We start from the raw sequence: 21,967 nt of genomic DNA on the forward strand, positions 1-21,967 counted from the left end.
TTAACCAAATAACGAGGGGTGAACGAAAGGTTGAAGAATTCAACTCAAACATTGGGAAGAAAAATATTGCCGGTCAGTTATCCGATGATTACAACCTATACGCAACATGCTCATCTCTTGTCCATACTTACCCATTACGAGTGCGCACATCCATGGATATTTAGCAATTATATTCAATTATTTATTAACAAAGATTATAAACATCATTGGGGAGATTTTTATTTCCCTCTGACTTATGAGCTGCGGCCTTCGGATGCGTGCAAATGGATTACTACTCAAAAGATACATAGAGATACTGTAACAACTAAATGGGACTCTGTTATTCATTTTATTATAGAAAATATTAATGCTAATAACTATGTCCACACCATGATCAATTATTTCTACGTGCCCCTAAGCGATCGCTACAATAAACTTCAATTGCATCATGACATATTTGTTTACGGCTATGATTTGGATAGAGAGATGTTGTATGTTTCCGATTTTTTTAAGAACGGGGTGTATAGTCAGGCTGAGATATCATTTAATGATTTCAATCTTGCGTTCGACACAAATCATCTAACAACCAATCATGATTACCTTAGAGAAATGGTTTATCTGTATACATTCAATGATCAAAATCAGGATAAATTCAGTGCAGATACCCTAGTGAATTCGATAAGAAATTATTTCACTAACAAAACGCCGGAGTATTGGGAGATGTTTAACTACGGGGGCGACAGGGATAATCTTGACTTCGGCATGCAAATATACACAACTCTATTTAATTATGCGAAAGAGACATTGGAAAATAAGGCTATGCTTGATATAAGACCCTTTCATTTAATTTATGATCATAAGAAGATAATGACGCTAAGATTCAAGTACTTGTACGATAATCAGCATTTAATTGAATTAAATCAAGAGCATATAGATGAATTCACAGCTATTGAACTTCAGGCAAAGATCCTTGTGAATCTAGCGATTAAATATAATTTGACAAAGGATACGAGTATTTCCGAAAGCTTACAAACGCTGATTACGAATATAGAAAATGAAGAATCCATATTCCTTGAACGATGGCTGAAGAAGGTAGTTATTCAGTAATGTTGAGGGAGCAGATGATGTCAGTTGTGGATATCTCTTCTTGCACCCGAATAGAAGCTTTAGCGCGAAGCCCGTGGTGATCCGGGCATATTTATGGAAGGAGTGATGCCGGGATTATAATCGTTGGGAGACAGCGTGTTGAGTAAGCCAAACCGTTGCTCTTGTATTAAAGATTCCGTTTGCTGACAGCCTATTGCCTTCTTGTCTTTCAACGATCCGCATTGCTTCAAGCGCTTTTTTCCGGCACAACCACAGCGAATCCACTCACCTCAAGAATCTCTCCTGGTATTTGACCCAACATCTTGTGATTCATGCATAGAACCATATCTGTTCGATTGAATTAATAGTGGTTTCACAAACCTTAAGCAAGGGGGGGGATCATAATATTCATTGTATTAACAGGAGTCGCAGGCTTCATCGGTTCCAACCTTGCCGAGAGGCTGCTGCGGGAAGGCCATACCGTTATCGGCGTCGATAATTTTCTGACCGGGTCTACTGTCAACATAGACAATCTCTTACGGTCGCCCAATTTCAAGTTTATCGAGCATGACGTCATTTATCCGCTCGCAATTGAAGGCCCTGTCGATTGGGTGATGCATTTTGCCAGTCCTGCCAGTCCGCCCAAATATTTGTCCTATCCGATCGAAACGATGAGGGTCAACAGCGAAGGGACGATGCATCTGCTGTATCTGGCCAAAGAAAAGCAGGCTGCTTTCTTCTTGGCTTCAACAAGCGAGATCTACGGTAACCCAACTGTTCACCCTCAGCCGGAAAGCTACTATGGCAACGTGAATTCGGTTGGAGCAAGAAGCTGCTACAACGAAGCGAAGCGGTATGCAGAGGCGATCACCTACTGGATGAACAGGAAATACGGTATACCGGTAAGGGTCATTCGGATCTTCAATACATTCGGCCCGAAGATGGATTTAAATGACGGACGCGTCATTACCAATTTCATTAATGAAATCATGTCCAAGCAAAACCTTACGATTTATGGCGACGGCAGACAGACGAGAAGCTTTCAGTATATCGACGATTTGCTGGAAGGGATTGTGAGACTGCTGAGCACCACGTATGAACAGCCAGTCAATTTGGGGAATCCGGAGGAAGTTACCATACTTGAAGTCGCCCAAATATTGAAGGAGCTAATGAAGTCCAACGCGCAGTTAGAGTTTCTCCCGCTGCCGGAAGACGATCCAAGGAGAAGGAAGCCGGACATTACCATTTCAAGGACGATTATGGACTGGGAACCGGCGATCAGTTTGCATGATGCACTCGCTAGAACGATCCATTATTACCAGGGTCAATATATCCATTAAACGGGAGGTACCTATGCAAGAACAGATCATAGCGATCATATGCGAAATCAAGGAAGACGCCCAACTGGCAAACAGTTTGAACGAGCATTCGAACATCATGGAAGACGGGGGATTGGACTCTTTACAGCTAATTACTTTTGTACTACAGGTGGAAGAGCGTTTCGGTATTGAAATCGATTTTGAACAATTCGACTTCAATCTTATGGAGTCGGTAACGACCTTCTGCAATTATATCTCGGAGCTGCAGAAAACAGCGCCTGTATGAACGATAGACGCAAGTTCGAGCTCATTATCGGGACATTTGACGCGGAACGCTTCTGGCGCGACCCTAATCTAGCCAAACTGCCGTCGTTTCACGATCCTGAAATGGAGAATATCGTGATGGCCATGGATGAGCTGCTCTTCCCATTTTGCGAGGCGCAGGATCAGCTCATTACTCGCTATCGAATGAACGTTTGCCATAAAGAGTATTTGCATGAGATCGGATTTAAATTTCTTTCCAATTCAACCGATCTCGAGAGTCCTGATGTAGGAAGCGCAGGCAGAACCGCCAATATATTCGACCTGCTCACATCAGCCGATCGAATGGGTGACATGGATCTCTACTTGCTGGACGGCGCCCGGTTGTCGCCCTTCGCCGTCATTCCGGGGGCGGATCGTACTGCAGCGCGTTACGGGCTGAAACAGGATTTTCCAGCTATCGAAACGGTTCAGACTGTCAATTCGAAGCTTTATTCAACCGAATTGAACCGTCGCCTTGATCTTCGGTGTGACAGCCAGACGGTCTATTCTCCCGAAGAGCTGCTGGCAAGCGGCTTGACTTTGCTGAATCAAGGACCCTTCCTGATCAAAGATGAGTTTGGGGTATCCGGGAAAGGGAATTTGCTGATCGAGTCGGAAGCGATTTTGCAGCGAGTCACATCCTATGTCGCCGATCAGTGCAGCAAGGGAAAAACGGTTCGGTTTATTATTGAGCCGTTCCTCCGCAAGGAATTGGATTTTTCTTGCCAATTCCACATCGATTCGGACGGTACTTACCGACATATCTCAGTGCAGCAGTTGGTTAATCACAATTTCGCTTACCAAGGCTCCTATACAGCAGACGATAGGTTGCTTCATATGCTGCAGGAAGCGAAGTATTTTGATGTAATGAAACGGGCGGCTCGCGAGCTTTATCGGTCGGGTTATCACGGCGACGTATGCGTCGATTCTATGCTGTTGACAGACGGCCGCATCGTTCCGATTGTTGAGGTGAATGCAAGAAGATCGATGAGTCTGATCAAGCATTACGTTGACCGCTACCTGAAGAAGCACGACACGGCCGGGAGCATGACGCATGCGACTTTACAGTTTGCATGCGATGTATCATTCGATCAATTGCTTGAATCGCTGGACCGCGAGGGTGTTCTATATAAGCCTGATCGAGGATTCGGTATTTTACCGTTAAGCGCGAATACGCTCCTTATTAACAAAGTCGTCAGCGAGTGCAAGGGGATCCGGAATAAGCAGGTGAAAGGCAGATTATATTATTCGTTGATCCAGGGGGAATGGGATAACGAACGATTGACCGCTAAGGTTAAGGAGGTGCTGTCGTCGTTATCCTTCAAGATCGCCCGCTGATGCAGTCCGAAGCGCTTGAAGCCATGAATGGAGGAAGAAATTTTATGGGTAAGCGGAAAGTGACGATTCTATGCTCGGGTTTCGGTCTGGGTTTCTATATTCCCGGTCTGTTAGCTGCAAGTGATTTCGAGAAAAGGGATATCGCGACGGAAGTGCTCGTGTTCGAAAGCTATTTGGAGCAAGACAAGATGGATCATATTGTAGACAGCAGAAAGGCTTACCACAATAATTTCTCACTTGCCAATTTATCGGCCCGAATGCCGATGGATATACGCAACAGCATTGATTATGCCCAGGTCGAGCTATTGCTGGAGGCGTGGAAAGCGGAAGACCGGTACGAATTCATATCGTTATCCGGACACTGGATCTATATTCTGGATTTGTATAGGGAGAAGATGCTGCCGAATCAAATTCATGTAGACCTGCTCTACGTCGATTCAGATCTGGCCCCGTCTTGGAAGAGCTTGAAGAAGTTTCATTCTCGCTATGACGAGTATTACTACAATGCTTGTCTCTATGACACTGACAAGATGGAGATTCGATGCGAAATCCCAGTTCTTCATCGTACGGCACTGCCCTTCGACTCAAGGAAGCGGCGGCTTGTTGTTCATGGCGGCGGCTGGGGGATGGGCACTTATCAAAGTACAATTCCAGAGCTTGCCGGCCATAACTATGGGCTTGATATCGTAGCTTACGATTGGAAGGAAGCGAAGCCCGATCCCGATCACCGATATTGGATGAATGATCCGGAATGGTGTGCATGGGTGAAGAGTGTGAACGGCCTGCACGAGTTTCCGCCATACATCGAAATAACGGGAGAAGACACGAAGTCATACGCCGCTGAGGTTGATCACCATTGGTTATTCGATATCGCTTCGGAGGCGATGGCTATCGTGGCCAAGCCGGGAGCGGGCACATTAATCGACTCGCTTGCATCCGAAACCCCTCTTATTCTGCTGGAGCCGTTCGGAAGTCACGAGCTTAGCAATTTGGAATTGTGGGAATCACTGGGGTTCGGAATACGCTACGAGAAGTGGCGGGAGATGGATTTTTCCGTAGAGGTCCTTAGGGAGATGCATCAAGCGATCATGAACAGACCCGGAGAACGGACGAATTATGTGGATCATTATTGTGCGAGAGTCGCGTTAACGAAGGGGTAAGATTTCAATGGCAGAAGGGGTTATGCGATGAGCGTAAACAAATTGAGTATCGCCCAAGATAAGACAAAGACAAGCTATCCGAGATGGATCGTCATGCAGCTGTTGGAGGAGTGTAATTTACGATGCAAGATGTGCTATGAGTGGGGACTCGAAGGTCCCTATAAAAGCAAAAAAACGTTAGCGCATCTGGATCCGGATCTCATTAAAAAGATCATCGTCGAGTGCAGCCCGGGCAAGCCGTATTACGATTTCTTCGGCGGCGAGCCGCTGATGTACCCTTGGCTGAGCGACATTCTCGCCATGATCAATCATTATGGAAGCATAGCGGACTTCCCCACGAACGGCACATTGCTTGAGCAGCATGCCGAGATGCTAGTCGAGACTGCTCCAAATAAGATCTGGATGTCGCTCGACGGCCCTGAGGAAATCAACGATAGGCAGAGAGGCAAAGGCGTATTCAAGAAAGTAATCAAGGGGATCGAGAAGCTTTATGAGCTTCGGGAAAGCAAGGGCAAGCAATTTCCGAAAATGGGTGTATCCTTTATCATTACGCCCTTGAACTATATGTATGTTGAGGAATTTTTCTTTAAGCATATCGACTTGTCGATGTTGGACCATATCAGCATGGAAGTGCAGCTCTATGCAACGGAAGAGCAGTATGCCCAATATGTGGAGGTTCTTAGTGACAAATTCGACGTGCATGAAGCTCCTTATGCCAAGGGGATGGTCTGGCGGGACACCAGTTCGTTCAGCCAGATCGATATTCCGGAATTGACGAGACAGCTCAATAATGTTAAAGCGTATTGCTTGAAAAACCGCATCCATGTGATCACCTATCCGAAGACGATAGATGAACAAAATTTGAGTAACTATTTCTCGGGGCAATTCCATCAGATGGCTGATAAACGAAATCGGTGCTCCCTTCCATGGGTTTATGCGGAGATTACGGCAAGGGGCGACGTTTCGCCCTGCCATGCCTTCTATGATTTGACCTTCGGCAACGTGAACGAAGAGAGTTTGCTGGATATCTGGAGTAGTGACAAGTACAAAGATTATCGCGCGTATATGAAAAAAAATATGCTTCCGATTTGTACGGCTTGTTCAAGGTATTATATCTATTGATTCATGTGAATGACCTAATAAGTTTAAGAAGGGTGTGTTGATATGAATCCAAAATCAGAGATTAAACATTCCCCAAAGGATTTGCAAATATTGAAACGTACTATCAAGAATACGGTGGAAACAAAGCGGAACATGGAGAAAATAGCGGGTTACGCGACACCGTTGCCAGAGTCGGTCGGGATTAAACTGACGAACCAATGCAACTTGCGCTGTAAGCATTGCTATCAATGGAACGACACCGGATACCATCACTTTATGACACCGGAGCAGCAGCGGGAACAGCTCGACTACGGGCTGCTGGAGAAGCTGATCCTTGAGACGGAACCAGCCAAGTCGAGACTCTATATCTGGGGCGGCGAGCCGCTCGTATACAGCCATTTCGACCGTTTGGCCGATTTGCTTGAAGCCCATCCTCGCGAGACGACGATCTGCACGAACGCGATCCTGATCGAGCGAAAGCTGGACGCCTTGCTGAGAATCTCCGACAATCTGGAGCTGCTCATTGCTCTTGATGGATTCGAAGAAGAGAATGATGCGCTTCGCGGCAAAGGGGTATTCAACAAGGCGATAGATGCTATTCGGATGCTAGTCGAGCTGCGCAAGGAAAACCGATTCAGGGGCAAAATTACGATCCATACCGTCGTTAACGATGCTATGACCGACAAGCTTTACGATCTGCTGGACTTTCTGGAGGACGTCGGTGTAGATATGGTCATGGTCTGCTTCCCGTGGTACATCTCGGACGAATGCACGCAGGGAATGGACGATTACTTTGACCAGAAGTTCGACTTCCTTCCGGCGAGCGAGCACAAGGGCGAACGAAGCTGGCACGCCTTTAACTACAAGCTCGATCCGGAGCGTATCCCTGCTTTGATGAGCGAGTTGGACCGGGTGAATAATCGGGTCTGGAAAATGCGTTTACGCTACCAGCCGAATCTGGATTATGACCAGATCGAAGATTTCGTGCTCGGCAAAGAGGTGAAGAGTAAAGGCACGATGAACAAGAAGTGCCTGGCTCTCTCGAACCGGATGGATATTACGCCCGATGGAACGATTGTTGCATGCAAATTTTTCAAGGAGTTTGAGATCGGCCAATTAAATGAAGCGTCCGTACAGGAATTATGGCACGGCATGACCTACAGAAGGATAAGGGAAATGATGGATGAACGACTGACACCGGCATGTTCCAAGTGCAGTGTCTTGCATTTGCACGGTGTTTAACTATTCTACATGAGCATAAATGAGGTGAACCAGTGAGTATTATCCAAGTGGAACGCTTATCCAAAAGCTTCAATTACTACGAAAAAGAATTGGGTTTCAAAAAATCGCTAAAAAATTTAGTGAAGCGGAAATCACTGATCAAAGAAGCGGTTAGCGAGATATCACTTTTAATCGAGCAAGGCGAGATGGTCGGGTTCTTAGGCCCAAACGGTTCCGGCAAAACAACTACGCTTAAGATGCTGTCCGGCATCTTGTATCCGACAAGCGGGCAAGCGACGGTATTAGGCTATGTCCCTTGGGAGCGAAAAAAAGAATTCAAGATGCAGTTCTCGATCGTGATGGGGCAGAAATCGCAGTTGTGGTGGGATTTACCGGCGAACGAATCGTTGTACCTGAACAAATGCATTTATGAGGTCGAGGATAAGCCCTACAACCTTGTCCTGGATGAGCTTACGGAGATGCTTGATGTTAAAGATCTGCTCAATATTCAGGTACGTAGGCTTTCGCTGGGGGAACGGATGAAGATGGAGTTAATTGCGTCGCTCATCCACCGGCCTAAGGTGATTTTTCTGGATGAGCCTACAATCGGACTCGATCTGATTTCGCAGAAGCGCATTCGGGAGTTCCTGAAGTATTATAACCAGCAGACAAAAGCAACGGTTATTCTGACAAGCCACTATATGGCGGATATTGAGGATTTATGCAAACGAACAATCATCATCAATCAAGGGAAGATCGTATACGACGGCGATCTTCGGCGTGTGAACGAGCTGTTTCATGCAAAAAAGATCATCAAGCTGCAATTTACGGACGAAGTGCCGAGGCAAGCGCTAAGCGACTATGGCGCTATCATGCAACATGACGGCATGAATGCCGTCATGGAGATCGATAAGCATGACCTTCAGCGGCTTTCCAAGATGATGCTGGACCGGTTCCCGATCCTCGATTTCACAGTTGAAGATATACCTGTCGAACGAGGCATCGAAAGCTTGTATCAGAAAGATGGGGTCAGACATGAAAGCCTTACAGAAGTATAAAAGGACGTACATCCTTGCGCTTCAGAATGCGATGGAGTATCGGACCGATTTCTTTATGAGCATCATCAGCGGCGGCTTCATCATTCTCGTCCAATGCTTCCTCTGGACGGCCGTGTTTCGCAGTTCGCCGCAAGAGATTATTAATGGCTATACTTATTCACAGATCATCATTTATTCCGTGTTGTCCGGCGTCGTCTCCAAGCTGGTTTCTGCCGGCTTCGAAGGGGAAATCGCGAATGATATCAAGACGGGTGGACTGAGCAAATTTATCGCTCAGCCCATTCATTATTTCAGCTATCGGATATGCAATTTTTTCGGTGGGAAAACGGTTCAGATCGGGGTCGTCCTTGTCTTATTCGTCATACTGATGATCGTTTTTACTCAGATTTGGGGGTTTCAGCTTAGAGGGGTGCAGATCGTTATGTTCCTCGTCAGCATTCTGTTCGGACTGCTCATCAACTTCCTGCTTTTTTATTCGATTAGTGCTCTCGCGTTCATCATTACCGAGGTTTGGGGCGTTTATATCGCGTTCAACCAAGGCGTCTATCTGCTCAGTGGTGCCATCTTTCCGCTTAATATTTTCGGAGATACGTTTGCCAGAATCTCCAGCTATTTACCGTTTCAATATGTCGTATTCTTCCCGGTTAACATCATCAATGGGAGCATGGCGATTCATGAAATCGTGCGCGGACTCCTCTTACAAGCGGTCTGGGTAATTGTGCTTATGATGATTTCGAAGTTGTCGTGGGATTCCGGGATGAGGAAATATGTAGCCGTTGGAGGTTAGATCTGTGAGTATCAGCTTGACGGAGTTTCGGAAGCATGTACGTATGTTCTTTATTTTCGCAAAGAACAGCTTGGTCGGTTACATGGAATACAAAGCGAATTTCTACTCCGGTTTGATCATGGAGACCGTATTTCTGTTTTCCAAGCTGATCTATATCTTGTTCGTTTTCCAGCTCGGGATCGAAATCAATGGCATTTCTCCTGACCAGATGTTGATCTTCACGGGGACCTATACGATTATGATCGCAATCTATACAGGACTGTTTATGGATAACTTTTATAGATTCGCCGGCCATATCCGCAACGGGACGCTGGACTTGTATATGACGAAGCCGCTTTCGCTGCAGTTCATGATTTCGTTCCGGCATGTTAACTTCGCGTTTCCGATCCCGAACCTGATCGCCGGGATCACGATGATCGTACTGGCTTGGCGGCGTCTTGACATCGAGCCAAGCTTGATCCACGTGGCCGGATATATCGGCGTGATCTTGAGTAGCACGATCGTGACCTATTCAGTGCTTCTACTTCCGCAAATCCTTGCCTTCTGGACGGTGAAGTCCGGTTCGATCTTCGAAATACTCGACAAATGTTGGGATTTGAACAATATGCCGATGTATATATACCCCAAATGGCTGCGGAGAATAGGGCTGTATGTTGTGCCGATCTTGTTCATCACCAACATGCCGTCGGTTTATTTGATCGATCGATTGGACTTGTTCCTTGGGATATGGATTTTTGTAGCTCCCGTTATATCGCTTCTAGTGGTCAGGCTGTTCTGGAAGCTGGCCGTCAAACGCTATGAAAGCGCCAGCAGTTAGAGAAATGCCCTACAAACAAATTGTTGAGAAGGTGAATTGAATGAGCAAGACGGAGTATGAGGGTCATCCATTGCAGACAGAGGCCATTACAAAGAAACGGCTGCACAACGGGATTGAAATCTATCAAAACAACGAAGGAGAGACCGAGTTTCTCTACAACGAGATTTTCCACAAGGAGATGTATTTCAAGCACGGTATTACGCTTCCGGATCATGGCACGGTCCTGGACGTCGGGGCTAATATCGGCATGTTCAGCCTATATGTCAGCAGCAAGAGCGACTGCAGGGTGTATGCCTTTGAGCCACTGCCTCCGACGTTTAAACTCTTGAAGATGAATACGAGCTCGCTGCCTCGCGTAACGACGGTTAACGTCGGGCTTTCCAATGAGATCAAGGAAGCGGAGTTTGCCTATTTTCCTACGATGTCCACGGACTCTGTCCAGATCAAATACAGGGAGAACCACGATCAGGATCTCCGATACGGGTTAATCAACCATTACGAAGATAATTTCGCTGACCCGCGAATGCTAAACCGCTTTGTCGATCATCTTATGTCGCCGAAGCTTCTGAATGAACAAATCTATCGTTGCAAGCTAACTACGATCTCCGAAATGATCCGTTTTTATGATCTGAACCAAATTGATCTTCTCAAAATCGACGTGGAAAAAAGTGAGTTTGAGGTGCTGGAAGGAATCGAACCGGAAGATTGGGGCAAAATCAGGCAAATTGTAATGGAGGTACACGGACTGGACGGAGAGCAGATCAGCAGGCTCGAGAACATCTTCCAAACCAACGGCTTCTATGCCGTGATCGATTACTACGAAGATTTGAATATCCCAAATTACTATAATGTGTACGCGTTGAATCAAATGCATACGTCGGCTGGGTGATAGTCATGTTACAACATCTACATGCAAGGTTGGTATGCTCCAGCTGCAAGGGCGTGCTGGTCCAGTCGGAGGCATTGCTGCAATGCTGCAGCTGCGATGCGGTATATACGAACGATGACCGTTATGTATCGATGCTCGACCGGCGTGAGCAGTTTGTTCACCCTTCCGAATGGAAAAGGAAAGAGGCTGAAATTCGGGATTATAGCGAGATTTCGCACTCTCTTGCGCTGTCCGGTATAGGCCGATTCGCCACCTTCTTAAATTATGGTTACGTCCCGCACGGGAATGAGCAACATGCGGTGATCGAGCCCGACGATGCATGGAATAGAAACTCGGTCAAGCTGCTGCTTGAGACAGTGGGCAGGACGGCGATTCGGGAGCGGCAGGTGATCGACATCGGATGCGGCAGGGGAGGGAACATAGCAGCTCTGTCTAAATATTTTAAGCCGCTGTCTATTGTCGGTCTCGACATCTGCCCGGCGAATATTGCCTATTGCAATGCCAAATCCCGAGGGGGTGAATCTTTGTATCTCGTCGGCGATGCGGAGAATATACCGTTTGCAGACGAGAGCTTCGATGTGGTGTTAAATATAGAATCCGCACATGCCTATCCGAACCGATCACGATTCTATGAAGAGGTGTACCGGATAATGAGAGTTGGCGGCGTATTTCTGTATACGGAGCTGATGCTGGGAGATCAGGTAGCGCAGAACATCAGGCTGTTAGAGGAAGCAGGCCTGTCTGTAATCCGCAATCAGGATGTGACTTCGAATGTTCTTCTATCATGTGATGAGAGTGCGAAGCAGCGTACTGGCACACAAGGGATTGCGAGCAATGCCAAAGCGAGCACGAATATTGGAGATATCAATGAATTCATCGCATTGCCCGGCTCGAAGAAATATGAAGAGATGAAGGCTGGAACGCGGCAATACCGTATGATGAACCTTGTTAAGAGGTAATATAGCCGTAATATCAACAATAATTTTAGTATAGGAGAAATATTTTATGGAAGAAATTATTTCCCTGGACACCTTTCAGCCCTTCGACGGCATGACAAAAATGTATCCTCATCATAATTTTCCTTATTTTAATTGCGGCTACAATTTGTTGTTAACGCTTGCCAGATATTTTAAAAAAGATGAGTTGCCGATTTTGAATAATGTTATTAGTATGTATAGATTTGATAAACAAAAAATACAAACAAGAGGATATTTCAAGTTAGAGGTGTTGGATCTTGAGGAGGGAGATCAGATCCTTGAGGAAATGGGGATCTCTATTCGTAAAAAATCCCCTGAACTAGATACGTTACAAGATGAGATCATAAACTCTATTTCAAGTGGTCATCCGATTTCCATATTTATTGATTTATTTTATCAACGCGGGAGAGACTTTTACTATAACAAAAAACATGGACTGCACCCTGTTTTTGTCTATGGCTTCAATCTTACGAACGAGGAAATATATACGGTTGATGATATCACAGAATACAGACAATATTCTCTGCCATTTTCAGAATTTAAATGGTCATGTATGACTTCGGAACACGTAAAGATGCCAGACTACTTTTGGGAATATGCGCTAGTGCCCCCCGGTAATCATGAGATCTTGAACAATAAGAATTTAGCACATACAACCATCAATACATTCGTAGAAAATATGTGCAGGTATCAAAATGAAATAACGGAAAGTTTGAATAATATACGGTTGTTGGCAGAAAATTACGAGCTCATTATAAAAAATGAAACGATTATAGAAACACTGAGCAGTACTATTTATAGAAAATGTTCTGAGAAATACAGGTTAAATACTCTCTATAAGTACAACATTGATCATATCAATGCAAAACATACGCTTGACCCGTTATTGGACCAAATTATTCATGACTGGAAGACAGTAAGGATTTATTCGAATAAAGCCATCATGTCCCAAAAGTTCACTGGGGAAATCATAGACAAGTGCATTGGTTTATTTACAAAAATATATACGAATGAAGTACATTTTCATAATCAATTATTTTTAATGTTAAAGGCTTTTAGGTAAAATCACATCTAATATTGCTAGAAATGAGCCGCATCAACAGGCATACTGTGCATGTGTCTTTTCATCGTATGAAAACCGCCGCTGTCTGCATCAACACTTTAAACACAAACGGCAGAGATGCCGTTTTTTTGTTTTGATTTTGTTACAGCACACTAGTCATGTGGAGTGTTACTCACTGTTGGTCAGGAAAGACTAATAGTTGAGATGTATTTCCCTATGAACTACCGTGTCCCGTTAGTTCAACGAGGCCGTCTTATCTTTCATTTATGACAGGTGATGATCTTGTAAAGATCTATGATTAATTCGGACAGAGGCTTTTTGAGCAAAATGTAAGGACTTTTCTTCAAATAATCCATATTATAAAGAAATGAAAAGCAATTCACAGCGTGTTTGGGCTCCAAATATAGGAGGGTCACAACGCAGAACACATTGGTTTTATGAAAGAGTAAGTGGAGAATATCTCATCGAACAGGCGTATCTGACAAAAACAGAAAAACTAAATTTCAGCTCGAAAATCCGAAAACTCAACTCATTGAAAAAACCTCTCTATCTAAGAGTGAAAATTCTTGGCTTAAAAAGCCAGATGTTGTATCCAAGGGGGCGCAATAGTTTTGCTTCTTTCGCAGATTACATCACAGAGTGGAACGATCTCTCTTTTCCTGGCGCAACATGCGGATCAGGTATACGGGGTGGAGATCGTGCCCAAAGCGATTGAAGATGCGCGTAGTAATGCGATGCTGAACGAGATGCGTAACGTCAAGTTCGAAGTTGGTGCTTCCGAGGACGTTATTCCATGCTGGAAAGAACAAGGCATTGAAGCCCACGTGATCGTTGTTGATCCACCGCGGAAGGGCTGTGATCCACGTTTGCTGGAAACGATCCTGGAGATGAAGCCGGAGCGAGTGGTGTATGTGAGTTGTAATCCGAGTACGTTGGCACGTGATCTTCTTGTGCTGGAGGATGGTGGCTATCGCACGGTTGAGGTAACGCCGGTGGATATGTTCCCACATACGGTGCATGTGGAGAGTGTAGCGATGTTGGTTAGGGTGTAGTGTTTTGAAGCTACATTTACCTGTTTTAATAAATTACTTTGCCCGAAGCTTCTAAAGCTCGGGCTATAGTTGTTATAACCATTAGTAGAGTTGATGTTGGTCTGAACAATATCAAGTTTTCCAGTTTATCCTTTTTCAATAGCTTTGTGTTGTTGCTCAGTGTTTGCAAATGCCGCAGTAAGACGTGGTGAAGGTATACCTAACTTTTTTGCTTCTCTCACAACTTCAAGTACTGCAAAACCGGCTTTACTATTGTTGTATTCAATGAAAAGTCGCGGTAAGTTGCCCTTTGCAAAAATAACCTTGTTAAACAGCGTGCCGAGAAGTGCTGATGGAATTTTGGTCAACAGTAGAGTAATCGCGTCCATCTTTGCGCCTCTTGCTTTAAGTACAGGTGCCATTTCCCGCATATTCTTACCAACATTTGCGAATGAGTCACGATGATTCATAAGTGCTGGAAAACTTCCCCGTTTTAACACCTCGGTCTCCATCGCCGCATTCACGGCAAAGTGATTCCATAGCCAGCTTTGCATATCCTTTATCCAATTGATTTTAAAATGGGCGCTTTCAAATAGTTCTTTGACCTTGTTGTTTATCTGTTCCGTGCCTACACGTGGTTTTTCCAGAAATATCGTTTTTAAGAAGCCGCCCCTAAGCTTATTGTCCTCAATGCCGCCTCCTGCTCCTGGGAAACCAAAGACAACATTGTTCATAGACAAGGGCAAGATCGATGATTTTAAATCCTGCCAAATATTATTGAAAATAAGGATCGGGGTGTTACCCGCGGTAGTCGATAGTAATTGTGCTGCTTCGGGAAGTTGTTTCGTGTTGACACTCGCAATAATAAGATCGTAATTTGGGCTTATCTCCTCATGCAGCTTGACTTTCCAGTTTTCCTTGATTAACCGTTTCGCTCTTCGTGCGTCCCACATTTCAAGCGCTATATGACTTCCGAAGGTTTCTTTTCTCCCTTTTCTAACGTAAAACTCAACGGTGTGGCCTGCCTTTTCGAAAGCCCACGCGTATTGGGTCGATATTACACCTCTACCGAAAAATAAAATTCTCATCTTAGCCTCCTAATAATCAATATTCATCCTTGTTGATGATCCAACAACGTGTTGTATAATATTATTGTATTGATTCACTATACGGTCATCAACCATCAGATTTTTAATATCTGTCGGATAATTGATCGAACAGCAAACGGAGGCAAATAATGAAAAAGCAACCTGAAATTACGGACAAAACAAGGCAGACATTCATAAATGTATTCTGCGATTTATATAGCCAAAAACCCATCGAAAAAATATCTATTCAAGAGATTGCTAACCAATCAGGATATAATCGGAGTACATTTTATCAATACTTTACAGATATCTATGAGTTGTTGGACTGCGTTGAAGAGCGTATTTTGAAATCCATTAAGGAGGAAATGGCAGGCAGAGAGTTTTCTACACATACTATTCAAGATGCACTTCAATGCTTAGAAAATGCAGAGGAGATTTCAGTTCTTAAAGCTATATTGGGCGACTATGGTTCTGTTCATTTTGTGGAACGCTTGAGAAGAGAAATTCCCTTTGAGCGATTGATTGTGGGTTTTCCAACAGATGATGTCTTGGCACCATATATCATTGAGTTTTACATTTCAACATTAATATCTATGTTTCGTCTTTGGATACGCAACGACAAAGATCTATCGTCGGAGGAATTGATCAAACTGATCGATAGTCTATTTTCAAAGGGGATAACACCGTATCATATCTTTGGCACGGTCAATCCGCAGCGTTCTGGAGTGTAGCGATGATGGTTAGAAAGCTAAACATAAACATAAGGGGTTCGAGAATTTATACATAATTCTCGAACCCCTTCTTGTCTAATACACATGCACACTCGCGCCAACCACAGATTTGTTTTGTACGGAATTACCGGATAGATATACCTTTTGCAGATTAGGCAGCAGGCTTAGGGTCTCGATATTGGAGATGGCATTGTTCTCGAGATGAAGTTCCTCTATAGCTTGCCAGTTGCTCATGAATTCGAGAGAAGCCAAATTGCTGTCTTGCATAGTGAAGGAACGCAGAGCGGACATGTTGGCAAAGTAAGGCATCATTTGATCAATTTCAGTAACAGAGGTATTGTTCATGCTAAAATATGACTGGTTTAAGGTCAAATGTTCAAGTACGCTGTTCTTCGCGGCCGCCTTTTGTTCAAAGTTCAGCCTGCACTCGGAGCACACCAAAGATTTCACCTGCTTCAAACGATATAAGGCGTCGCTTTCCTTGAACAGTGACGAGTCGTAAATGTTTAAGGTCTCTAGGCGGGACAAGCCGTCCAGGGCGCCAAGACGGGTTATTTCACTGATCTCCCAGAGCGAGAGTTGCTCCAGTTTCGGGAATTTACCCAGCGCAGCCAAGTTCAATTCCCCACTTCCGCCACGGAGCGTCAGGTTGGTTGCAGCCGGGGCCTTTAGCCCGGGGAGAAAAGAGCTTGGAATTTCCACTCGCTCTACTTTAGGCAATGTCAGCGCTTCTGCATTCTCGTAGTAGCCGGACAACGTTAATTCCCGCAAAGAGGACAGGCTATTGATGGCTTTTACCGAACCAAGTTGACTTAGAGAAGCCAGGCGTAGTGTAGTAATGGAGTTTTTGCCGGTCAAGCGCTCTAGGCTCGAGATGTTTACATTTTCAATATCTAACGTTTGTAGAGCAGGCATATTTTGCACAAAGTCGATGGACTTTACGTTCGTTAAATAGGACAACTGAAGCTCCTGAAGCTGGGTCAAGGCATACAGCGGCTGCAGGTCTGTGGTTTCACTGTACTGTATGGACAAGGATGATAATCCGGTCATGGACGACACCCATCCGAGTTCATCGACAAAGGTGAGCGACAGGGACTTGATTGGCAATTGGTTTAACAAGTGAAAATCCGTTACGGACTCATCCACATAGGTAATGGATAAAGAGTTCAGATTGGGGAATTCCAGTAGTAGGGCCAACTCCTGATTGCTGCGAAGCTGCGTGGAAAGCTCCGTAATTTTAGACTTGTCGCCAAAGTAGCCCGAAAATGTACTGAAGGATTCGTTAAAAGCGCCAGCATAACTTTTTAATCCGGGCATATGGGCCAAAGTGGTTTGGTCCGTCTGGGATATTTCATAGGTATTCGTCAGGTCCAATGCCGTCAGTCCCCTAAAAGCTTCAAAATCTCGCTGATCAATCCGCTGGCTATTCAGTTTTTTGTCCTGAGTAATATAAGTGATCTTCTCGGCCTGTTCATCGCTGAAGGGATCGGAGAGGCTATATGTAAACTTCCACTGATCATTCTCCGAATGCTCTACGGTTAAATAGCGAATACGAGCCAATTCCTCCTCTGTTGGCAAGGCGGACCCTTTATCAAAGATATCTCGCAAAAATGAGAGCAGAACCTCGCTTTCAGGCATCTTTCGTACAGGCAGATTGGCTTCTGTTTTTGGATAGGTGGAGCTGTTGCTATAATAAAAATATGTACCGATCGCGCCAGTTAGGACTAACATCAGTATCAGCATTACCTTTACGGAGGCAGTCTGCTTCAGCGGTGCTTTAGGGGGCGTTCCGTGGTAATGATTAATAGTCTGGTCTACGTAATAGACATGATTTTGCTTCAATAAAAGCTCTGTTTCACAATAGGGACACTTTAAAACCTCATCCTTCTTGTATTCAATTTTTCCGTTGCAATTGGGGCAGTTTAGCGGGATAAACGCCACGAATGTCCCCTCCTTCATTATGATGGTCATAAGATCATGCTGAACGGTCATCTGATTTCATTATACCTTGTGAATTTACGTTTGATGAGAGAAAGAAGTTTCACATAACGAAGGAGCAGGGAAATCCTGCTCCTTTTTGATCTTTTTTTAATATGGTCAGGTGGTAGGTCTTATTAAATAAATCATCAAGCAATAGATGTAATCGGATGTTTAACGTGCAGAGGGTAGAGATGTTCACCATGGGTTCTTACAAATAAACCTTCATTGGTGATCGAACTTTTTAGATCAAGACCTTGATCATCTGGAGTGAAATGAAAGGTTATTTTCTCCGTATCTTCATCTGCAATCTTATCCAAGATATCTTTCATATTCATTTCGTTTAAGCTAACAACGTCGAAGAGCTCAATATGATTGTCTTCTTTCTGATAAATAACAATGACGTTTTCGTTTTCCAAGTAATAAATATCATCACTAAAGACATTCAGGCAATAAAACATGAGTATTCCTTGAGAATGATGGGTTGCGAAATGCTGAGAAACAGGCAATCTTTCCGATGCCAATTTTTGAATAAGACGTAAATCCTCCGCGTTAGTTACATTTAGTTTTCGGATGTCCGCAGGCTCGGGTGATTTTTTTGCCGTATAATTCATTGAAAAAAGATGTTCTTCCACAGGCTTAAACCCAAACTTGGGGTAAAAATCGAGCACAGATTCATTGGCAAAAAGGTACATATAATCGTACTTGTTCTCGTATTCCTCTAAAACTTTGTTCATTAAACGTGTAGAGAGTCCTTTCCCCCGATAATCAGGATGTGTCATCACCGTGCCGATTTGAATCGCTTTTTTCTTCTCACCGTGAATGATGAGCTCAAGGATGTTAACAGAAACGTTGGCAATAACCTGGTCTCCATCGACATATGAATAAGGAATGTAACGCTCGCCCCAGTATCCTTGTTGATACCAATCTTCAAAATTGATCTCAAACGTGTTGACAGCAAGCTCGAAAAAACTCTTGCGCAGTACTTCATTGTTTTTATAATTCTTCATAAATATTAATTCTTGCATGGTATTACCCCCTTAATCCTCAAAAGTGACTGTTTGTAAAGTGGTACGATCCCGTATTTAACTATGTAAAGTATGATTACAGGTGAAATTCTGCTTATAAGTTGTTGTTGGTTAAGCAAGATTTGTAACAAGAGAAAGTGGAGTTTGATATGGAAAGAGACGCGAGCGAATTCGCGTCTTCTTTTTTGCATGCTTTATAGGATATGCTTAAATGCAATTGCGTCAGTGAACTGTTTTTCACTATTGAAAATCTTGGTCCATTAATCTACGTTAAAATGCACGATTGCACTATATAACATCTTGTTGCGAAAAGGGTCAAACGTTACTTGATGTTGAACTTGCTTCACGCGCAGCATTAATGCTTTGTTCATTCCGATTCGTTCTTCGATCGCTCGTTCCAGTTCACGGAAGTCATAAGCCTGCAAACATTCGACTTTGTCTTTGATCATATCCAGTGAAATTTCCATATATCATTCAGGCCTCCTTAAAATCTCGATTTTCAGGTTAAAAGCCTGTCGAGCTTCATTTTAGAGGAGCTTTTCCAGTTCGGCAAGAGCAATCGGGCTGAAAATCTAATAAAGACGTGATAAAATCGGGAAAGGGCAATTTTGAGATCATCGAACTTCCATTAATCTGAAGATCTAATGGAAGTAATAACAGATACTGCTGTTTGAACAAAGTTACATTTGCATGGTATAAGTGAAGAAGAAGCTAGGACACCATAATGTGAATCGTAACGAAACTGCGAATGATCATGTAAATGATAGCAAGCAGATGTATGAGTTACGAATTTTACTATTTTAACTATTAATGAGGACAGAGACTGTCCTGGAATGTATAGAGGAGCTTTTGAGATGACAAAGGAAAACTTTTGGCGTGAATTGCCACGACCATTTTTTATACTGGCACCCATGGAAGATGTGACGGATGTTGTGTTTCGTCATGTTGTGAGTGAAGCAGGGCGACCGGATGTGTTTTTTACCGAATTTGCGAACACAGAGAGTTATTGTCACCCGGAGGGGCACCATAGTGTGCGAGGGCGTTTGATGTTTACAGCGGACGAACAGCCGATTGTGGCTCATATCTGGGGAGATAAACCGGAATTCTTTCGTGAGATGAGTATCGGTATGGAGAAAGAAGGATTTAAAGGCATCGATATCAATATGGGTTGTCCGGTAGCGAATGTAGCCGAGAATGGAAAAGGAAGTGGATTGATCTGCCGGCCAGCCCTTGCGGCGGAGATCATTCAGGCGGCGAAAGCCGGGGGGCTGCCGGTCAGTGTAAAAACGCGTCTTGGATTTACTGAGGTCGATGAATGGCGCGACTGGTTGACCCATATTTTGCAACAGGACATTGTGAACCTGTCTATTCATCTGCGGACGAGAGAGGAAATGAGCAAAGTAGACGCTCACTGGGAGCTGATTCCGGAGATTAAAAAACTTCGTGACGAGATAGCGCCTAATACACTGCTGACGATTAACGGGGATATTCCTGACCGTGAGACAGGCCTGAGACTCGTGGAGCAATATGGTGTGGATGGTATTATGATTGGGCGCGGTATTTTCCAAAATCCATTTGCTTTTGAAAAGGAGCCAAAGGAACACAGCAGCACGGAATTGCTTGATTTGCTACGGCTGCATTTGGATCTCCATGATCAATATTCCGAGCTTGAACCACGTTCGTTCAGCCCGCTGGCCCGTTTTTTCAAAATCTATGTTCGTGGCTTCCGCGGTGCTAGTGAGCTGAGAAACAGCTTGATGAACGCCAAAACCACTTCTAAAGTACGCGAATTGCTCAATGAGTTTGAAAGCAATGAACAGGTAGAGTAGAGTAAGACGTAATCATGGATACGGAGTATGATTCAGGTAGATTAATAGCAAAAAAGAAGCGGTATCTCTTCCGCTTCTTTTTTTGCTTTGCTGTTTAACGCGTGTACGCAGGCTTCTCCATAGCAACCGGTTGAGGATTGGCAAGCACCCATAACACAGCCAACTCGGATAATCTGGCAGGCGCATCAAAATCGTATCCATTGCGAAGCCTGCTGACCAAGTCTGCTGCCTCTTGGAGAAGTGCGGGGGCGAGTGGCGCACCAGAGCCCAGGTGACGAATCAGTGCATCCAGCATCTTGCGATACTCCGCATCCCAGTTTCCACCGCCATTATCCAATACTTCATGGGACACACGTCCTGTGATGCGGATGATCTCTCCCTGCACCGTTTGAGCGTGGCCTTGGGCCGGAATGAGATATTCCCACAGCTCTTGGTGCTGTTTGGTCCAAGTGGTTGCCTTTACCTGAATGGGGGTAGTCCCATCGTGCATGATCCGATTCGCGACCGGATCGACATCAAATAACTGGTACAGTTTGATCAGCGCGTCTGAAACTTCATCGACCTTGTCCTTATTGAACTTCTCACGGACGAATTCAAAATCCTTACCGATCCGCTTCACCGAATCTTTCATATCCGGGGTGACCGATGCTCCGGCATCCAGCAGAATTGCGGCAATCTCTGCCAGATTGACTATATCGCTATTCCTGCAATTGGCTAACCCCTTAGCTAATGGCGTATTTCCCTGTTTATTTTCTACGTTAATCGTAGCGCCTTGGTTTACCAACTCTTGAACAACTTTGGTTCGATACCCATTGATCGCTGCATGTAACGGTGTTTCATTTTGATAATCCACAGCGTCCAGATCCGCACCTAATTCAAGGAACAGGGGCACATTTCCTGACCAATGTGAGGCATGGGCATGTAAAGGCGTGCGTTGATATTTGTCGCGTGCATTAATATCTGCCCCTTGCTCTACCAGCCAACGAACCAATTCATCCGATATTTGACGAAAGCTGAGGGTCGTACCTTTGCTGTAGCCCCCGCGGGCATCCCATTCGCATTGCTCGAAAACCTCTTTTACGGTAGCGATATCATTATCTTTAACGAGTTTTTCCATATGAGCAGGTAAGGTTGCTTTCTTCGTAGCCATTACACTCTTCCTCTCCTTTGTGAATAACAACGTAT

At 44.5% G+C, this 21,967-nt stretch carries 20 protein-coding genes and 2 pseudogenes; 17 read left to right on the top strand and 5 right to left on the bottom strand.

Going from position 1 to position 21,967, the window contains the following annotated elements:
- The first annotated feature begins 30 nt into the window (after positions 1 to 30).
- The 15 genes and pseudogenes from NSQ20_RS04015 to NSQ20_RS04085 form a co-directional block, all read left to right on the top strand.
- Positions 31 to 1,086 carry a hypothetical protein gene (locus NSQ20_RS04015; protein ID WP_340031857.1) on the top strand — a complete coding sequence of 352 codons (1,056 nt, stop codon included), beginning with the start codon at positions 31 to 33 and terminating at the stop codon, positions 1,084 to 1,086.
- A 389-nt stretch (positions 1,087 to 1,475) separates the two neighbouring features.
- The gene (locus NSQ20_RS04020) at positions 1,476 to 2,405 is read left to right on the top strand and encodes an NAD-dependent epimerase/dehydratase family protein (RefSeq protein ID WP_211083169.1); all 930 of its coding nucleotides are present in this window, start codon (positions 1,476 to 1,478) and stop codon (positions 2,403 to 2,405) included.
- Positions 2,406 to 2,418: 13 nt separating this feature from the next.
- Positions 2,419 to 2,670, top strand: coding sequence for an acyl carrier protein (locus NSQ20_RS04025; RefSeq protein ID WP_340031858.1), 252 nt, complete (start codon positions 2,419 to 2,421; stop codon positions 2,668 to 2,670).
- The gene (locus tag NSQ20_RS04030; RefSeq protein ID WP_340031859.1) at positions 2,667 to 4,025 is read left to right on the top strand and encodes a hypothetical protein; all 1,359 of its coding nucleotides are present in this window, start codon (positions 2,667 to 2,669) and stop codon (positions 4,023 to 4,025) included. Before NSQ20_RS04025 ends, NSQ20_RS04030 begins: the two co-directional genes overlap by 4 nt.
- Positions 4,026 to 4,069: 44 nt before the next feature.
- The gene (locus tag NSQ20_RS04035) at positions 4,070 to 5,185 is read left to right on the top strand and encodes a UDP-glucuronosyltransferase (protein ID WP_340031861.1); all 1,116 of its coding nucleotides are present in this window, start codon (positions 4,070 to 4,072) and stop codon (positions 5,183 to 5,185) included.
- A gap of 27 nt (positions 5,186 to 5,212) precedes the next feature.
- On the top strand, positions 5,213 to 6,307 hold the full coding sequence (locus tag NSQ20_RS04040; RefSeq protein ID WP_340031862.1) for a radical SAM protein: 1,095 nt from the start codon (positions 5,213 to 5,215) through the stop codon (positions 6,305 to 6,307).
- A gap of 42 nt (positions 6,308 to 6,349) precedes the next feature.
- Positions 6,350 to 7,528 (top strand): radical SAM protein, encoded by a 1,179-nt coding sequence (locus NSQ20_RS04045; RefSeq protein WP_340031863.1) that lies wholly within the window; start codon positions 6,350 to 6,352, stop codon positions 7,526 to 7,528.
- 32 nt (positions 7,529 to 7,560) lie between these two features.
- Complete coding sequence (locus NSQ20_RS04050) at positions 7,561 to 8,565, top strand: ATP-binding cassette domain-containing protein (RefSeq protein WP_340031864.1); 1,005 nt, start codon at positions 7,561 to 7,563, stop codon at positions 8,563 to 8,565.
- A complete protein-coding gene (locus tag NSQ20_RS04055; protein ID WP_017690646.1) occupies positions 8,543 to 9,352 on the top strand; it encodes an ABC-2 family transporter protein in 810 nt (269 codons plus the stop codon). Before NSQ20_RS04050 ends, NSQ20_RS04055 begins: the two co-directional genes overlap by 23 nt.
- A 4-nt stretch (positions 9,353 to 9,356) precedes the next feature.
- The gene (locus NSQ20_RS04060) at positions 9,357 to 10,169 is read left to right on the top strand and encodes an ABC-2 family transporter protein (RefSeq protein WP_017690645.1); all 813 of its coding nucleotides are present in this window, start codon (positions 9,357 to 9,359) and stop codon (positions 10,167 to 10,169) included.
- Between the two features lie 40 nt (positions 10,170 to 10,209).
- On the top strand, positions 10,210 to 11,058 hold the full coding sequence (locus tag NSQ20_RS04065; protein ID WP_340031865.1) for an FkbM family methyltransferase: 849 nt from the start codon (positions 10,210 to 10,212) through the stop codon (positions 11,056 to 11,058).
- Between the two features lie 5 nt (positions 11,059 to 11,063).
- Complete coding sequence (locus tag NSQ20_RS04070) at positions 11,064 to 12,017, top strand: class I SAM-dependent methyltransferase (protein WP_340031866.1); 954 nt, start codon at positions 11,064 to 11,066, stop codon at positions 12,015 to 12,017.
- Positions 12,018 to 12,063: 46 nt separating this feature from the next.
- Positions 12,064 to 13,098: a hypothetical protein gene (locus tag NSQ20_RS04075; RefSeq protein ID WP_340031867.1), complete on the top strand. Its 1,035-nt coding sequence runs from the start codon at positions 12,064 to 12,066 to the stop codon at positions 13,096 to 13,098.
- Positions 13,099 to 13,465: 367 nt separating this feature from the next.
- Positions 13,466 to 13,707, top strand: a pseudogene (locus NSQ20_RS04080) (AIPR family protein).
- Between the two features lie 32 nt (positions 13,708 to 13,739).
- Positions 13,740 to 14,150: pseudogene (locus tag NSQ20_RS04085) on the top strand (methyltransferase domain-containing protein); the annotation flags it as partial.
- A gap of 125 nt (positions 14,151 to 14,275) precedes the next feature.
- Here NSQ20_RS04085 and NSQ20_RS04090 read toward each other — a convergent pair.
- Complete coding sequence (locus NSQ20_RS04090; protein ID WP_047840529.1) at positions 14,276 to 15,217, bottom strand: 2-dehydropantoate 2-reductase N-terminal domain-containing protein; 942 nt, start codon at positions 15,215 to 15,217, stop codon at positions 14,276 to 14,278.
- Between the two features lie 149 nt (positions 15,218 to 15,366).
- Between NSQ20_RS04090 and NSQ20_RS04095 the strand changes: the two genes are divergently transcribed.
- The gene (locus tag NSQ20_RS04095; RefSeq protein ID WP_340031868.1) at positions 15,367 to 15,948 is read left to right on the top strand and encodes a TetR/AcrR family transcriptional regulator; all 582 of its coding nucleotides are present in this window, start codon (positions 15,367 to 15,369) and stop codon (positions 15,946 to 15,948) included.
- Positions 15,949 to 16,023: 75 nt separating this feature from the next.
- Here NSQ20_RS04095 and NSQ20_RS04100 read toward each other — a convergent pair whose 3' ends face one another.
- The 3 genes from NSQ20_RS04100 to NSQ20_RS04110 form a co-directional block, all read right to left on the bottom strand.
- Positions 16,024 to 17,790, bottom strand: coding sequence for a leucine-rich repeat domain-containing protein (locus NSQ20_RS04100; protein WP_340031869.1), 1,767 nt, complete (start codon positions 17,788 to 17,790; stop codon positions 16,024 to 16,026).
- A gap of 284 nt (positions 17,791 to 18,074) precedes the next feature.
- Positions 18,075 to 18,953: a GNAT family N-acetyltransferase gene (locus NSQ20_RS04105; protein ID WP_340031870.1), complete on the bottom strand. Its 879-nt coding sequence runs from the start codon at positions 18,951 to 18,953 to the stop codon at positions 18,075 to 18,077.
- A 260-nt stretch (positions 18,954 to 19,213) separates the two neighbouring features.
- A complete protein-coding gene (locus tag NSQ20_RS04110; RefSeq protein WP_076215046.1) occupies positions 19,214 to 19,420 on the bottom strand; it encodes a DUF2536 family protein in 207 nt (68 codons plus the stop codon).
- A gap of 387 nt (positions 19,421 to 19,807) precedes the next feature.
- Between NSQ20_RS04110 and NSQ20_RS04115 the strand changes: the two genes are divergently transcribed.
- Positions 19,808 to 20,782, top strand: coding sequence for a tRNA-dihydrouridine synthase (locus tag NSQ20_RS04115; RefSeq protein ID WP_340031872.1), 975 nt, complete (start codon positions 19,808 to 19,810; stop codon positions 20,780 to 20,782).
- Positions 20,783 to 20,876: 94 nt separating this feature from the next.
- Here the strand turns inward: NSQ20_RS04115 and NSQ20_RS04120 are convergent, their stop codons facing one another.
- Positions 20,877 to 21,932, bottom strand: a complete 1,056-nt coding sequence (locus NSQ20_RS04120; protein WP_340031873.1) for an ankyrin repeat domain-containing protein — start codon at positions 21,930 to 21,932, stop codon at positions 20,877 to 20,879.
- Positions 21,933 to 21,967 lie beyond the last annotated feature (35 nt).

Source organism: Paenibacillus sp. FSL K6-1122, assembly GCF_037977015.1.
Classification (GTDB): Bacteria; Bacillota; Bacilli; order Paenibacillales; family Paenibacillaceae; genus Paenibacillus; species Paenibacillus amylolyticus.

Coding starts and splice junctions, on each gene's coding strand:
- NSQ20_RS04070 (WP_340031866.1), top strand. CDS start 11,064: ATGTTACAACATCTACATGCAAGGTTGGTATGCTCCAGCTGCAAGGGC.
- NSQ20_RS04115 (WP_340031872.1), top strand. CDS start 19,808: ATGACAAAGGAAAACTTTTGGCGTGAATTGCCACGACCATTTTTTATA.
- NSQ20_RS04055 (WP_017690646.1), top strand. CDS start 8,543: ATGAAAGCCTTACAGAAGTATAAAAGGACGTACATCCTTGCGCTTCAG.
- NSQ20_RS04120 (WP_340031873.1), bottom strand. CDS start 21,932: ATGGCTACGAAGAAAGCAACCTTACCTGCTCATATGGAAAAACTCGTT.
- NSQ20_RS04110 (WP_076215046.1), bottom strand. CDS start 19,420: ATGGAAATTTCACTGGATATGATCAAAGACAAAGTCGAATGTTTGCAG.
- NSQ20_RS04105 (WP_340031870.1), bottom strand. CDS start 18,953: ATGCAAGAATTAATATTTATGAAGAATTATAAAAACAATGAAGTACTG.
- NSQ20_RS04040 (WP_340031862.1), top strand. CDS start 5,213: ATGAGCGTAAACAAATTGAGTATCGCCCAAGATAAGACAAAGACAAGC.
- NSQ20_RS04045 (WP_340031863.1), top strand. CDS start 6,350: ATGAATCCAAAATCAGAGATTAAACATTCCCCAAAGGATTTGCAAATA.
- NSQ20_RS04035 (WP_340031861.1), top strand. CDS start 4,070: ATGGGTAAGCGGAAAGTGACGATTCTATGCTCGGGTTTCGGTCTGGGT.
- NSQ20_RS04065 (WP_340031865.1), top strand. CDS start 10,210: ATGAGCAAGACGGAGTATGAGGGTCATCCATTGCAGACAGAGGCCATT.
- NSQ20_RS04030 (WP_340031859.1), top strand. CDS start 2,667: ATGAACGATAGACGCAAGTTCGAGCTCATTATCGGGACATTTGACGCG.
- NSQ20_RS04075 (WP_340031867.1), top strand. CDS start 12,064: ATGGAAGAAATTATTTCCCTGGACACCTTTCAGCCCTTCGACGGCATG.
- NSQ20_RS04095 (WP_340031868.1), top strand. CDS start 15,367: ATGAAAAAGCAACCTGAAATTACGGACAAAACAAGGCAGACATTCATA.
- NSQ20_RS04090 (WP_047840529.1), bottom strand. CDS start 15,217: ATGAGAATTTTATTTTTCGGTAGAGGTGTAATATCGACCCAATACGCG.
- NSQ20_RS04025 (WP_340031858.1), top strand. CDS start 2,419: ATGCAAGAACAGATCATAGCGATCATATGCGAAATCAAGGAAGACGCC.